Below are 14,074 nucleotides of genomic sequence, written 5' to 3'. Positions count from 1 at the left end.
AATTTGGTGGTGGGATTCCGGGAATGGAAGCAGGCGGTGTCGAACGGCGACAGCGACCGGGCCATCGCCGCGCGCATGGGCACCAACCAGATGCGGGTGTCCCGTCATTTGAGCAGCGACTCGCCGGTCGCGGAAACGGTCATCGCCTTCAGCCGCACCTATGGTGTGAGTCCGATCGAAGGTTTGATCGCGGCCGGGTTTCTCACCCGCGCCGATGTACAACGCGCCTCGGTACAGGAGGCGCTGCAGTCGGCCGGCGGCGCGGAACTGGCCGCGGAGGTGACCCGGCGACTGACACGTCCGGAGGAATGACGCGCGGCCGCTGGAGGAGTGGATGGAGAGCGTCTTCGCGATCGCCATCGCGATCACGGCCGGTGTGGCACTGGCCCGGCTCACCCTCTGGTGCGTCGCGCCCCGCACCCGCCTGATCACCGTGGTGCTGACACTGCTGGCGATCGGCGCGATCGGCGTCGAACCGCAGTGGCGCACCGGCGTCGTCTCGGACGTGGTGCTGCTGGCGGCGGTCTGTCTGCTGTGCGCCCATGTCGCGCGGGTGTGGGACAACGACTGGCTCCAAGGGGCGTCGCTGGTGGTGGCGGTCGCCGGCGGTCTCGCGCTGCTCATCGTCTACGCGCTGGCCGAGCGGGTGAGTTCGCAGCGCGGATACACCGGCCAATTGAGCGGTCCGGCAACGGTATACGGGATCGTGTTATCGGTGCTGCTGATCGCGGTGAACGTCCCGATGCTGCTCACGGTGGTGCTGGCGCGTCCCGTCGCGAGTAGCCAATTCTGGTTCGCCGCTTCGGCTCTCACCTGGGTCGTGTTCGCGGGACTGCGCCTGGCGGCGACCGCCGACCCCGAGCGGTTCGCGGAGACGTTCTGGGAGCTGCGCCTGCCGCTGGACACCCTCGTACTGTTGACCGGGTCGGGGCTGGGGTTGTCGAATCTGCGGCGCGAACGCCGGATCGCTGCGGTCGCGACGGGGTAGCTGAAGCCGGTGTGCTGTGCCGGTCACCTGTGACCGGCGGAGCATTTTCGTACATTCACATCACTACGACGTGGATAAATGCTGTTTCGAAGCCTGTTTCGGTTGCCGGGGTCACGCGGTCTTCTCGAATAGCTCGTGCTCGGCGGTGTGCTCGATTTCACCGCCGGTGCGGCCATTCCGGTCGCCGTCGGCGCGGGCATCGCTACGTAACCGCTCCCAGCACTGACCTCCGACCGCGAAACCCCGATCCGCCTGTGCGGATCGGGGTTTCGCGTCTCCGGCAGCCCGGTCGATCAGGCCGGTTCGTGCAATTGGATACCGAGATCGACGGTGAGGATGCGGCCGATCATGCCGCCGAAGGAGGGGCCGACGCCGAAGTCGCCGCGGTCGAGGGTGCCGGTGGCCTTGAAGCCGATCGCCGGGCGTCCGGTCACGGGGTGCGGCCGCGGTCCGTTCCACGACACGGTCAGCGGCAGCGGCCGGGTCAGGTCGCCGAAGGTGACTTCGCCGGGCACGTCGAAGGATTCGCCGATCCGGATCGGCCGGGGCGTCCGGAAGGTCATGGTCGGGCGTCGTTCCACGTCCAGGAAATCGGCGTGGCGTACGTGGTCGTCGCGCTTGGCATTGCCGGTGTGGAAGGAATCCAGGTGGACGGTGGCCGCGACGGCCGCCGCCCCGGTCTGGTCCACCACGAATTCGGTGTCGAAGCGCTGGAATTCACCGCGCACGCGCAGCAGTCCGAAGTTGCGCAGCGAGAAGCCGACGGTGGAGGTCGCGGCGTCCAGGGTCCAAAGGCCAGGGGTGAGGGCGATACCGGTCGAAGTCGTCATGAACTCGACTGTGGTCCGGTTACCGGACCACAACCAGACCGGCTTGTTCCAGGGACTGCCAGTCCGTGGCTAATCGTCCGTGCGTGGCGTGAATTGTTCCCAGTGGACGGCGGATTCGAGCGGGCGGCGGTTACGCCAGCCGAAGCGCTCGAGGTCGGGCACCTGCTGGAACTCGTGAACCGGGCCGACGCACAGCCAGGCGACCGGCTTCACACCCGGCGGCAGCGCGAGCAGGTCGGTAAGGAAGGGCTCGTCGTAGAAGCTCACCCAGCCCACGCCGACACCCTCGGCGGTGGCCGCCAGCCACAGGTTCTGGATGGCGAGGATGGTGGAGTAGATGCCGGTCTCCGGCACGGTCGCGCGACCCAGCACATGGGTGCCGCCACGCGCCTGATTGTGGGTCACCACGATGCCGGTACCGCTCTCCACGATGCCTTCGATCTTGATCGGATTGAAGGTCTCCGCGCGATCCGACGGCAGCGAATCGTGGAACTGCTGCCGCTTCTCGGCCACATGGCCGGCGAACTTGGTCAGCGTGGCCGGATCCCGCAGCACCACGAAATCCCACGGCATCGAATTGCCGACGCTGGGCGCCCGATGCGCCGCCTCGAGAATCCGGAGCAGCGTACTGTCGTCGACCACCTCGCCGGTGAATTCGGCGCGGACATCACGACGCAGTTTGATGGCGTCGTAGACGCTCAGACATTCGGTGGCGCTGACTGGACCTTCGGAACACACGGCGTCCAGTGAACCAGGCCGGGAGACGGCCGGGGTCGGCGGCCCATTCGCGCGAAAACGCCCCCGCCGGAAACTCGGCAGGGGCGTTCGTCGATCGCGGGCGACTCAGCCGACCAGGGCCGGTTCGCGCCGGGACAGCTTGCGGCGGCCGTCCCGCAGCGCGGTGCGCAGACCGCGGCGGCGTCCGGTCATCGGGTCGACCGTGGCCGCGCCGCCGAACATCTTCTCCGACTTGGTTTCCGGAGCGTCATCGGTGCCGCGGCGCAGGTACTTGTTGGGCAGCGACAGCTTCATGATGGTGCGCCACGACTTGGCGTACTGCACCGGCAGCGAACCGGTGGTGTAGGGCAGGTCGTACTTCTCGCACAGCGCCCGCACCCGCACCGCGATGTCGCGCAGGTGGTTGGACGGGATGTCCGGGAACAGGTGGTGCTCGATCTGGTGCGAGAGGTTGCCGGTCATGAAATGCATGACCGGGCCGCCGGAGATATTGGCCGACCCCAGCATCTGGCGCAGATACCACTCGCTCTGCGTCTCGTTGTCGCAGTCGAACTTGGTGAACTTCTCGGCGCCGTCGGGGAAGTGGCCGCAGAAGATGACCGCGTTGGTCCACACATTGCGGACCACGTTCGCGGCCAGATTGGCGGTCAGCGTGCCCAGGAAGGCGGGGCCGGTGAGCAGCGGGAAGATCAGATAGTCCTTGGCGGCCTGCTTGCCGATCTTCGCGAGCACCGTCTTGCGGTCCTGCTCGAACTGAATGCGCTCGGGCGAACCCGGGGCCCACTTCTTCTTGGCGACCTTGCCCAGTTCCAAATGCTGAATGGCGACACCGTATTCGAAGAACATCTGCAGCAGCAGGTTGTACACCGGCTGACCGAGATAGAACGGTGACCAGCGCTGATCACGGGTGACACGCAGCAGGCCGTAGCCGATGTCGTCATCCATGCCCAGCACGTTGGTGTACTTGTGGTGCAGGAAGTTGTGGGTGATCTTCCAGTGTTCGGAAGGACCCGCGTTGTCCCATTCCCATTTGGTGGAGTGGATTTCCGGGTCGTTCATCCAGTCCCACTGCCCGTGCATCACATTGTGGCCGATCTCCATGTTCTCGATGATCTTGGCGGTACCCAGCAGGGCCACGCCGGCCAGCCACGCAGGCGGGAAGAGACTCGCGAAAAGCACTGCGCGGCCACTGATTTCGAGGCCGCGCTGGAGACGGATCACATTGCGGATGTAACGGGCATCCTTCTCGCCCAGGGACGATTCGACCTCACGGCGGATGGCGTCCAGCTCCGCCCCGATCGCTTCGACGTCCTCCGGGGTGAGGTGCGCGTATTCCTTGACATCCGAGATCGCCATGGTGGTTACACTACCGTAGGTTACGGTCCCGTAGGTTGGCGAAGATCGAATCTCTAACGTGTCGAATACCGCATTGTATTCGCGACTCGACTCTGCTAGCGAGTGCGTCGGAGTTTACGCGAGAACCAGCCTCCACGCTGTGCTTTGTCGGTCAGCAATGCCTTTTCGGCCCGGGCCTTTTCCTGCAATGCCGCCTTGGCCTCGCGCAACACCTGCTTCTCGTGCGCGGCCTTCTGCTTGAGCGCCACCTTGGCCTCCTGCATGGCCGACCGCAGCCCGCGCCGCTCGCCGGTCTCCGGGTCCAGGCCCCAGTTCGGCTGATGCTCGGCCAGCCACTCGCTCGCACTGTGCCCGGCCAGCCATTCACTGCCGTTCCAGGTCGGCATCGAGGGCAGGGAGATTCCCGCGAACTTGCGCTCCGAGGAGGTCTCCGGCGCATCGTCGGAGGTCCGCTTGAGCCACTGATCCGGCAGCGCCAGCTTGTGAATCGTGCGGAACGCCAACAGGTATTGCTTGCCCAGCGAGCCGGTGGTGTACGGCAGGTCGTACTTGTCGCACAGCTCCTGCACCTTCACCGACACCTCGGGATACCGATTGCTCGGAATGTCCGGGAACAGGTGGTGCTCGATCTGGTAGCTGAGATTGCCGCTCATGAACGCCATCACCGGGCCCGCGTCGAAATTGGCGCTGCCCAGCATCTGCCGCAGGTACCACTCGGCCTGCGTCTCGTTCTCGAACTGCTCCTCGGTGAACTTCTCCGCGCCGTCCGGGAAATGGCCGCAGAAGATCACCGCGTACGCCCACAGATTGCGGATCAGGTTCGCGGTGGCGTTCGCCTTCAGGGTCGACTTCCAGGCGCGACCGGTGAGCGCCGGATAGATCACGAAATCCTTGGCGACCTGTTTACCGGCCTTCTGCCAGAAAGCCTTGTTGGGTTCGTTGATGATGTCGCGCGGGGGGAAGAGCCGGCTCTGGGGCACACCCATCTGCTCCTTGGTGGCCGCCAGATCGTGCAACGCGATGCCCCACTCGAACAGCGCGGCCAGAAACAGGTTCGCGACCGGCTGCGCCAGATTGATCGGCTTCCATTCCTCGTCGCGCGTCATGCGCAGGATGCCGAAGCCCAGATCGTCATCCATGTCGAGGATGTTGGTGTACATGTGATGCGAATAGTTGTGCGCGGCCTTCCACTGCGCCGAGGTGCCCGTCATATCCCACTCCCACGTGGTGGAGTGGATCTCCGGGTCGTTCATCCAATCCCATTGCCCGTGGCTGATGTTGTGCCCGAGCTCCATGTTCTCGATGATCTTGGCGACCGACAGCAGCGCGGTGCCGGTCAGCCACGCCCAGCGCTTCTTCGACGCGAAGAGTGTGGCGCGGCCAGCGGCCTCCAGAATCCGTTGCGCCGCAATGGTGCGCCGGATGTAGCGGGCATCGCGTTCACCGAGCGAGTGCTCGATATCGCGCCGGACGGTGTCGAGTTCCTGACCCAGGGTCTCGATATCGGCCGCCGTGAGATGGGCGAATGCCTTTATGTCGGTGATGGCCACCGGCAGTCCTTCCGTGGTTGATCTGCCTCGCACCGCTGCGCGGGTGGTCGGTCCCGATGGGACCGTGTTCAGGCTCGACTGCTATCGAGGGTAGCCGTTCTCGGGCGGCGCCGTCTCACACCGTGTGCGCGTCATACCTCGAGGGTGCAGTCGCCCGCCGCGGCCGAGATGCAGGTCTGGATCTTGTCCCCGGCCCGGTGCTCCTTGCCGTTGCGGAGATCCCGCACATGACCCTCGGTCACCGTGACCACACAGGTCTGGCAGATGCCCATGCGGCAGCCGAACGGCATCTGCACGCCCGCGCCCTCACCGGCCTGCAACAGCGTGGTCGCGCCGTCGACCTCGGCGGTGCGGCCGGCCTTGGCGAAGGTGACGGTGCCGCCCTCGCCGGTGGCGTTGCGCTCGATCTCGAAGCGCTCCACGTGCAGCTTGGCCTCCAGACCCGCGGCGGCCCAGTACTTCTCGATCTCGTCCAGCATGGGCAGCGGGCCGCAGGCCCAGACCTCGCGCTCGCGCCAGTCCGGGACCACCTCGTCCAGATCGGCGAGCGCGAACTTGCCCTGCTCGCCGGTCAGGTGCAGGTGCGCGGTGAAACCCGGGTGCCGGTCGTGCATTGCGCGCAGCTCGTCACCGAACATGACATCGTCGGGGGTACGGGCGGAGTGGACGTGCATGACGTCCGGGACGGCGTTGCGGCGATCCATGGTGCGCAGCATGGCCATCACCGGGGTGATGCCCGAGCCCGCGGTCAGGAACAGCACCTTCGACGGCGCCGGATCCGGCAGCACGAAACCGCCCCGCGGCGCGGCCAGGCGCACGATGGTCCCGGCCGGGACGCCGGAGACGATGTGGCTGGACAGGAAGCCCTCCGGCATCGCCTTGACGGCGATGGAGATCAGGCGTCGGCCCTTGTGCGCGCTGTCGCCGGTCCAATCCGGCGGGCAGGTCAGCGAATACGAGCGCCAGTGCCAGCGGCCGTCCACCAGCACGCCGATGCCGATGTACTGGCCCGGCTCGAATTTGAAGTCGAATCCCCAGCCCGGCTTGATCACCAGGGTCGCCGAATCCGCGGTCTCCTTGCGCACATCCACGATGCGGCCGCGCAGTTCGCGCGCCGACCACAGCGGGTTCACCAGGTGCAGGTAGTCGTCGGGCAGCAGGGGAGTGGTGATGCGCGCGGCCGCGCCGCGCAGCGCGTCGAGGGGGGTTCGTCCGCCGGTGCCGCCTTCGGCCACGGGGGCTTCCAGCCAGTCCCGCAGTCCTCGCACGGAGAACCCGCCACTCTTCGATGCCATATCCCGGAACGCTTCCTGTCGTCGTGCGCGCTGGTCAGCGCGTCGTCCGTACGCTGTCGCCCTTGTGATGGGCGACCGTCACAGCAAGGTTACGGCATCGTAGGTTACGCAGCCGGAACTACCTGTTGAAGTTCCGTCAGAGCAGGTCGAGCAGGAACGGGAGTTCCTGGGCGGCGTACCAGGCGAGCTGGTGGTCCTCGGCGTCGCCGAGCACGAATTCGGCGTCGGCGTCGCCCATGTCGGCGGCGTCGATGACCTCGACGGCCTTGGATACCTCGGACTCGGCCTCGGCCAGATCCACGTGGATGGAGGCGATGCGGTCGTAGGTGATGGGACCGGACAGCCGCACCACGGCGTCGTCCAGGTCCGGGCGCAGGGTGGCGCCGTCCACATCGGCGGCGATGACCGCGCGGCGGAAGACCGGTCCGGCGGGGGCGGCCTCGGAGTCGTCGCCCGCGCGGTCGCCGCGCACATCGGCGGCGGCCTGTTCCTCGGCGAGCAGGCGCAGCGAGGCGCGCGCGGCCTCGGCCATGGCGACCTCGGCCAGCTCCTCGTCGTCGCCGGAGGCGTAGGCCTCGCGCAGCGCCGGGGTCACCGCGAAGGCGGTGTCGTTGAGCGCGCGAATCTCGCGGTCGGCGACCAGTTCCCGCAGCATCGGCACGGTGGCCGGAACATAGACGCGTAGCTTCTTCGAGACCCGGGACGACTCACTGGACGCAGGCACCGAGCATCTCCTCCATCGACTCGTGCACCGAAGCGGTCAGCACCGCGATGTCCGCCATGGCGTCGCGATCGGCGGTGAGTCCGTAGAACACCCGTCCGTCGTAGGACGTGAGCCCGATGCTCAGAGCCTGAAAGCGCAGCAGCGGCGATACCGGGTACATCTCCAGCATCCGCGCGCCGCCGATGTACATGGGCTGCTGCGGACCCGGCGCGTTGGTGATCACCAGATTGAACGTGTGCTCTGCAAAAGTACTCGCCGAGCGCACGCTCATGGCATGCAGGCTCGCCGGAGCGAATCCGGCCATGTGCACCAGCGTCCGGGCGCGTACGCCGCGCTGATGCCGGGAGTGCGCCTCGGTGGCGTGCTTGATGTGCTCCATGCGGATCACCGGATTCTGTTCGCCCACGGGCAGATCCAGTAGCAGCGAGGTGACCTCGCCCGCCGGTTTGAGCTCGCCGTTGGGCCCGTCGGCGTACACCGACATGGGCACCACCGCGCGCAGCGCGTCGGCCTCGGTCAGCACCTGCCCGCGCGAGAGCAGCCAGTTGCGCAGCGCGCCCGTCACCACCGCGAGGATCACATCGTTGATGGAGCAGTCGAACCGCTTGCGGATCTTGCGGTAGTCCTCGAGGTCGGTGCGCACCACCTCGAATCGGCGATTGCGCGAGGTGCGGGTGTTCAGGGGGCTGTCGGGCGCGCCGATGGCCGCGGCCCGGACCATGGACACCAGTTTCTGCACCGCCTTGCCGGTGGCATCGACCATGGCGAACGCTTCGGCCACGTGGTGGCGGGCCACCTCCAGGCCCTCGCGCGGCTGGGTGGCCAGGTGCAGCATCGCGCCGAACAGCAGTTCGAGGTCGGCGGGTTCGCGATGAGCGATCCAGGCATGATCGGCGACCTCGCGGGGCGCGGTGGAGGTGTCCAGGATCACATGCCCGATCTCGAGCGCGCCGTCCCCGTCGACCAGGGCCGAGTGGGTTTTGGTGAAGATCGCGCAGCGGCCCTCGGACAGGCCCTCGACCAGGTACATCTCCCACAGCGGCCGGGTGTTGTCGAGCGGGCGGGAGGCCAGCCGGGCCACCAGGTCCAGCAGCTGTTCGTCGGTGCCCGGCTCGGGCAGCGCCGAGCGACGGACGTGATAGGTGATGTCGAACTGGCTGTCGTCCACCCATATCGGACGGCCCAGCGTGAACGGGATCTCCCGCACCTTGCGGCGGTACAGCGGGACCAGCGGCAGCCGCGACTCGACCAGGGCCACCAGGCGGTCGTAATCCAGCGGTCCGGTCCCGGAGTTTCCGGCCGGCGCGGGATTGCGCAGGATGGCCAGGGATCCGATGTGCATGGGGTTGCTGCTGGATTCCAGCCGATAGAACGACGCGTCCTGGGGCGTCAGTCTGGTGATCACGCTGCCCGCTACTCCCTAGTCCCTGCCTGCGCCCGCAGTGTCCCCCTGCCAGGCGTCGGCATGCCCACGGCATGAAGCCGTCCCGAGAGGCAAGCTATCGCAATCCGATCACCTGGGGGAATGGATGGGCCGCACTGCCCGAGATCGCACACCGTCCGCGGTGTCCCCTGCTCCGGGTGCGCGGGCGCAGGCCTCCGCACGCCGGACCCCCTACATCCTACGTCAGGGGTAATGAAACAGCCTCGGACGCAAGACCATTCGCTGAGCGGTCGCTGGGGCTCCGAATCGGGCCCGGGCAATGGCGCGGGCCGCGCCGTTTCACAGCTTTCCCTCAGCACGCACACCATCGCCCGCGCAGTTCAGCACCTACGATGGGCACCGGATTACCATGGCTAGTGATTGCGCGCCCGCGCGCAGGCTTCCCGCCATGGTGGGGGCTACCGACAACACCGACCAGAGGACTACAAGACCCGTGCCTGCGCTGAGTTTTTCAAGGTTGCTACGGATTGGTGAAGGTCGCACGGTCAAGCGGCTGGCAAGCCTGGCGGATGAGGTCATCGCTCTCGACGAGGAGTACACGGCCCTCACCGACGCCGAGCTGCAGGCCAAGACCGCGGAGTTCCAGCAGCGGTATGCCGAGGGCGAGAGCCTCGACGAGCTGCTGCTGGAGGCGTTCGCGACCGCGCGGGAAGCGTCCTGGCGAGTGCTGAACCAGAAGCACTACAAGGTCCAGATCATGGGTGGCGGCGCCCTGCACATCGGCAATGTGGCGGAGATGAAGACCGGTGAGGGCAAGACCCTGACCTGTGTGCTGCCCGCCTATCTCAACGCCATCTCCGGCGAGGGCGTGCACGTCGTCACCGTCAACGACTATCTGGCCAAGCGCGACGCCGAGTGGATGGGCCGCGTGCACCGCTTCCTCGGCCTCGAGGTCGGCGTGATCCTGGGTGGCATGAGCCCGGCCGAGCGTCGCGAGGCGTACGCCGCCGACATCACCTACGGCACCAACAACGAGTTCGGCTTCGACTACCTGCGCGACAACATGACCCACTCGCTGGACGATCTGGTCCAGCGCGGGCACAACTTCGCCATCGTCGACGAGGTCGACTCCATCCTCATCGACGAGGCCCGCACCCCGCTCATCATCTCGGGCCCGGCCGACGCCTCCTCGAAGTGGTACGCGGAGTTCGCGCGCATCGCGCCGCTGCTGAAGAAGGACCTGCACTACGAGGTCGACATCAAGAAGCGCACCATCGGTGTGCACGAGGCCGGCGTCGAATTCGTCGAGGACCAGCTGGGCATCGACAACCTGTACGAGGCGGCCAACTCGCCGCTGGTGAGCTACCTGAACAACGCCATCAAGGCCAAGGAGCTCTACACCAAGGACAAGGACTACATCGTCCGCAACGGCGAGGTCATCATCGTCGACGAGTTCACCGGCCGAATCCTGGTGGGCCGCCGCTACAACGAGGGCATGCACCAGGCCATCGAGGCCAAGGAAGGCGTGGAGATCCAGCCGGAGAACCAGACGCTGGCCACCATCACGCTGCAGAACTACTTCCGTCTGTACGACAAGCTGTCGGGCATGACCGGTACCGCCGAGACCGAGGCGGCCGAGCTGCACCAGACCTACGGCCTGGGTGTGGTGCCGATCCCGACCAACAAGCCGATGGTCCGCCAGGATCAGTCCGACCTGATCTACAAGACCGAAGAGGCCAAGTTCGCCGCGGTCGCCGACGACATCCAGGAGAAGCACGAGCAGGGCCAGCCGGTCCTGGTCGGCACCACCTCGGTCGAGCGCTCGGAGTACCTGTCCAAGCTGCTGACCAAGCGCGGCATCCCGCACAACGTGCTGAACGCCAAGTTCCACGAGCAGGAAGCGCAGATCGTCGCCGAGGCGGGCCGCCCGGGCGCGGTCACCGTCGCCACCAACATGGCCGGTCGTGGTACCGACATCGTGCTGGGCGGCAACCCGGACATCATCGCCGACATCCTGCTGCGCCGGCAGGGCCTGGACCCGGTGGAGACCCCGGACGAGTACGAGGCCCAGTGGCACCCGACCCTGGAGCGGGTCAAGGAGCAGGTGGACGAGGACGCCGAGGCGGTCCGCGACGCGGGTGGCCTCTACGTGCTGGGCACCGAGCGCCACGAGTCGCGGCGCATCGACAACCAGCTGCGCGGTCGTTCCGGCCGTCAGGGCGATCCGGGCGAGTCCCGCTTCTACCTGTCGCTGGGCGACGAGCTGATGCGGCGCTTCAACGGCGCGGCGCTGGAGTCGATCATGACCCGGCTGAACCTGCCCGACGATGTGCCGATCGAGGCCAAGATGGTCTCGCGTGCCATCAAGTCGGCGCAGACCCAGGTCGAGCAGCAGAACTTCGAGATCCGCAAGAACGTTCTCAAGTACGACGAGGTCATGAACCAGCAGCGCAAGGTGATCTACGCCGAGCGCGCCCGCATCCTCAACGGTGAGGATATGGAGGGCCAGGTGCAGGAGATGATCACCGACGTGATCACCGCCTACGTCAATGGCGCCACCGCCGAGGGCTATGTCGAGGACTGGGATCTGGAGAAGCTGTGGGGCGCGCTGAAGACGCTGTACCCCATCGGCATCGACTACAAGGACCTCACCGGTGAGAGCGACGGCGGCGAGGTGGGCGAGCTGACCCGCGAGGAGCTGCTCGACGCGGTGCTCGAGGACGCGCACGCCGCCTACGACAACCGCGAGTCGGAGATCGACGGTCTCGCGGGCGAGGGCAGCATGCGGAACCTGGAGCGCCAGATCCTGCTGAGTGTCCTGGACCGCAAGTGGCGTGAGCACCTCTACGAGATGGACTACCTCAAGGAGGGCATCGGCCTGCGCGCCATGGCGCAGCGCGACCCGCTGGTCGAGTACCAGCGCGAGGGCTTCGACATGTTCGCGGCCATGCTCGAGGGCCTCAAGGAGGAGTCGGTCGGCTTCCTGTTCAACCTCCAGGTCGAGGTGCAGCAGCCGCAGCCGGTGGGCGTGAACGTGGCCGCCGGCCTGCAGTCGCCGGTCGGCCACCGTCCGCTCCCCACCGAGGAGGACGCGGCCGCGGCCGGCAACGGCAATGGCGTTCCGGCGGCCTTGCGCGCCAAGGGCATCGACGAGTCGGGTCCGCGCGGCCTGTCCTACTCGGGTCCGGACGAGGGCGGTCACGCCGCCATCCGCAGCGACCGTGACGAGTACGGCTTCGAAGACGGCGACGGTCAGGGCGGCACCCGCCGCGAGCGCCGCGAGGCGGCGCGCGCCCAGGGCAAGGGCGACCGCGCCCCGCGCTCCAAGCGCCGCCACTAGGCCGCCGAAACACGCTGCGCCCCGGGTGTTCACACCCGGGGCGTTGTGTTTTTCCCTGCGGGGCCGGTGTTTTCCCGTGCGGACCTGTGGTTTCGCGCCGGTCATGAAACCGTCATGATCGGTCCGCTGAAATGGGTTCCGTTGCGGTCGCCGAGGGGTGGCCGCGAAGGAAGGAACACGAACATGCGCAAGACTTTTGCCCTCGCCGCCATGGCCCTCGGTGTCGCCGGGCTCGGTGTCGCGACCGCGCACGCGGAGACGCTGACTGTCGACGGCAACTACGCCACCGTCGACGCCTGCGCCGCCGACGGCAACGGCGGCTCGTTCCAGGCGGGCGGCGTGCAGCTGCGGGGCGAGGACGGCTGGCAGTGGCGGTGCGATCAGGGCGCCGACGGCCTCTGGTACATGACGCTCTTCCGTTGATCGAGCGCCGGTCCCCGGATCGCACGGAAACGGTGCCCTCGGCGAAATCGCCGGGGGCACTGTCATTTTCGGCAAATGAACCGGGGGCCGATTCCTGAAGGGCTGTCCAATTTGGGTGTCCGAGAGGCGGCCGAGTTCGGGTTCGCTGAAATTTGCTGCCGCCCGAGTGTTTCGACGGCATACCGGCGGGTAATAGGTATGGGGAGTCGCTGGGCCGAATCCCATTTGCGCCCTTTAACTTCGCGGGGGACCGCAATCGAGGGCATTGCTATCGCGTGAACACGCCTGCGCGTTAATAGAATTGCTCCTGTCAATTTTGTGATGTGCGTCATTCGGGACATTTTGTGCCAGTTACTGGATCGCCGCTTGGTTGCACGCTATTAGCTGAGCTAAATTTCCCCGATGTGTGGGAGGACCTGAGGCTTTACGGGCGGGAACGCGAACGGATCCAGGTGGATCACGCCCTGGCGGCGGCGCGTTCGGGGCGGGGTTCGGCGCTCGTGCTGTACGGTGATCCGGCCATCGGCAAGACCGCGCTGCTGCGCGCCGCCGTCGAACGCGCCACCGATTTCCGGGTGCTGCGCTGTCAGGGCATTCACGCCGAAGCCGAGCTGAACTTCGCGGCGCTGCACGAACTGCTGCTACCCGTGGCCGACCGGCTGCCGACGCTGCCGGCGGCCCAGTCCCGGGCCCTGGGCGTGGTGCTCGGCCTGCACTCCGGTGCGGCCGACACCTTCCTGGTCGGCGCCGCCCTGGTGCGGCTGCTGTCGGGGCTGGCCGACGAGGGCCCGCTGCTACTGGTGGTGGACGAGGCCCGGCTGGTGGATCCGGAATCGGCGCACGCGCTCGTCTTCGCGATCCGCCGCCTGACCGCGGTGCAAATCACGCTGCTGGTGGCACTGCGCGACGATCCGGCCGACACACTATGGCGGGACCTGCCCGCATTGCCGGTCACCGGCCTGCCCGAGGCCGACGCGCGCCGCCTGCTCGCCGAGCGGCACGGTCCGCTGGGCGCGCTGCGGCTGGCCCGGATCCTCGCCGTGGCCGGTGGCAATCCGCTCGCCCTGCACGAATTGCCGGACGTCGTCGGTGATCTCGCGGGCACCGCGCCCGAACCGACCGCGCTGGGACCCGGACTGCGCGCGGCCTTCCGTGATCGCGTCGCCGCGCTGCCCGCCGGGGTGCGGGTGCTGCTGACCGTCGCCGCCACCGAGACCCGCGGCGTGCTGGGCATCGTGACCGCCGCCGCGGCGGCCCTCGGCGTCGACGCCGCCGACTGGGAATTCGCCACGGCCGCAGGGCTGCTCGCGGTCGGCGACGGCCGGGTGGAGCGCGCCCACGCCCTGCTGTGCGCCGCCGCCCACGATGCCGCCACCGCCGCCGCGCGCCGCGCCGCGCAGCTGGCCGTCGCGGACGCGATGACCGAACCGGGCGCGGCGGACCTGC

12 protein-coding genes are annotated in these 14,074 nt (G+C 67.4%); 5 read left to right on the top strand and 7 right to left on the bottom strand.

Features of this window, described 5'->3' with window-relative positions; all coding sequences use genetic code 11:
• The first annotated feature begins 9 nt into the window (after positions 1-9).
• Together ON33_RS38425 and ON33_RS22425 are read left to right on the top strand one after the other, a co-directional pair.
• The gene (locus ON33_RS38425) at positions 10-312 is read left to right on the top strand and encodes a hypothetical protein (RefSeq protein ID WP_157184673.1); all 303 of its coding nucleotides are present in this window, start codon (positions 10-12) and stop codon (positions 310-312) included.
• Between the two features lie 22 nt (positions 313-334).
• The gene (locus ON33_RS22425; RefSeq protein WP_040861023.1) at positions 335-988 is read left to right on the top strand and encodes a hypothetical protein; all 654 of its coding nucleotides are present in this window, start codon (positions 335-337) and stop codon (positions 986-988) included.
• A gap of 293 nt (positions 989-1,281) precedes the next feature.
• Here the strand turns inward: ON33_RS22425 and ON33_RS22420 are convergent, their stop codons facing one another.
• The 7 genes from ON33_RS22420 to ON33_RS22390 form a co-directional block, all read right to left on the bottom strand.
• Positions 1,282-1,818 carry a YceI family protein gene (locus ON33_RS22420; protein WP_040861022.1) on the bottom strand — a complete coding sequence of 179 codons (537 nt, stop codon included), beginning with the start codon at positions 1,816-1,818 and terminating at the stop codon, positions 1,282-1,284.
• A gap of 69 nt (positions 1,819-1,887) precedes the next feature.
• A complete protein-coding gene (bluB, locus tag ON33_RS22415) occupies positions 1,888-2,520 on the bottom strand; it encodes a 5,6-dimethylbenzimidazole synthase (RefSeq protein WP_040861053.1) in 633 nt (210 codons plus the stop codon).
• Between the two features lie 141 nt (positions 2,521-2,661).
• Positions 2,662-3,912 carry a fatty acid desaturase family protein gene (locus ON33_RS22410; protein WP_040861021.1) on the bottom strand — a complete coding sequence of 417 codons (1,251 nt, stop codon included), beginning with the start codon at positions 3,910-3,912 and terminating at the stop codon, positions 2,662-2,664.
• 95 nt (positions 3,913-4,007) lie between these two features.
• Positions 4,008-5,462, bottom strand: a complete 1,455-nt coding sequence (locus ON33_RS22405) for a fatty acid desaturase family protein (protein ID WP_051152648.1) — start codon at positions 5,460-5,462, stop codon at positions 4,008-4,010.
• Between the two features lie 131 nt (positions 5,463-5,593).
• Positions 5,594-6,757 carry a ferredoxin reductase gene (locus ON33_RS22400; RefSeq protein ID WP_040861020.1) on the bottom strand — a complete coding sequence of 388 codons (1,164 nt, stop codon included), beginning with the start codon at positions 6,755-6,757 and terminating at the stop codon, positions 5,594-5,596.
• Between the two features lie 136 nt (positions 6,758-6,893).
• A complete protein-coding gene (locus tag ON33_RS22395) occupies positions 6,894-7,412 on the bottom strand; it encodes a DUF6912 family protein (protein WP_040861051.1) in 519 nt (172 codons plus the stop codon).
• 52 nt (positions 7,413-7,464) lie between these two features.
• Complete coding sequence (locus tag ON33_RS22390; protein WP_040861019.1) at positions 7,465-8,886, bottom strand: WS/DGAT/MGAT family O-acyltransferase; 1,422 nt, start codon at positions 8,884-8,886, stop codon at positions 7,465-7,467.
• A 472-nt stretch (positions 8,887-9,358) separates the two neighbouring features.
• Between ON33_RS22390 and secA the strand changes: the two genes are divergently transcribed.
• The 3 genes from secA to ON33_RS22375 form a co-directional block, all read left to right on the top strand.
• Entirely contained in the window at positions 9,359-12,205 is a 2,847-nt protein-coding gene (gene secA, locus ON33_RS22385) for a preprotein translocase subunit SecA (protein WP_040861018.1), read from the top strand.
• A gap of 183 nt (positions 12,206-12,388) precedes the next feature.
• Positions 12,389-12,628, top strand: a complete 240-nt coding sequence (locus ON33_RS22380; RefSeq protein WP_040861017.1) for a hypothetical protein — start codon at positions 12,389-12,391, stop codon at positions 12,626-12,628.
• 404 nt (positions 12,629-13,032) lie between these two features.
• Positions 13,033-14,074: AAA family ATPase (locus ON33_RS22375; RefSeq protein WP_169336833.1), on the top strand; the 1,042-nt coding region annotated here is incomplete at its 3' end.

The sequence above is a fragment of the Nocardia niigatensis NBRC 100131 genome (assembly GCF_000308655.1).
GTDB classification, from domain to species: domain Bacteria; phylum Actinomycetota; class Actinomycetes; order Mycobacteriales; family Mycobacteriaceae; genus Nocardia; species Nocardia niigatensis.
This window is presented reverse-complemented; position numbering and strand designations above follow the sequence as displayed.

Coding starts and splice junctions, on each gene's coding strand:
- ON33_RS22420 (WP_040861022.1), bottom strand. CDS start 1,818: ATGACGACTTCGACCGGTATCGCCCTCACCCCTGGCCTTTGGACCCTG.
- ON33_RS22395 (WP_040861051.1), bottom strand. CDS start 7,412: ATGCTGCGGGAACTGGTCGCCGACCGCGAGATTCGCGCGCTCAACGAC.
- ON33_RS22400 (WP_040861020.1), bottom strand. CDS start 6,757: ATGGCATCGAAGAGTGGCGGGTTCTCCGTGCGAGGACTGCGGGACTGG.
- ON33_RS22425 (WP_040861023.1), top strand. CDS start 335: ATGGAGAGCGTCTTCGCGATCGCCATCGCGATCACGGCCGGTGTGGCA.
- ON33_RS22380 (WP_040861017.1), top strand. CDS start 12,389: ATGCGCAAGACTTTTGCCCTCGCCGCCATGGCCCTCGGTGTCGCCGGG.
- ON33_RS22410 (WP_040861021.1), bottom strand. CDS start 3,912: ATGGCGATCTCGGATGTCAAGGAATACGCGCACCTCACCCCGGAGGAC.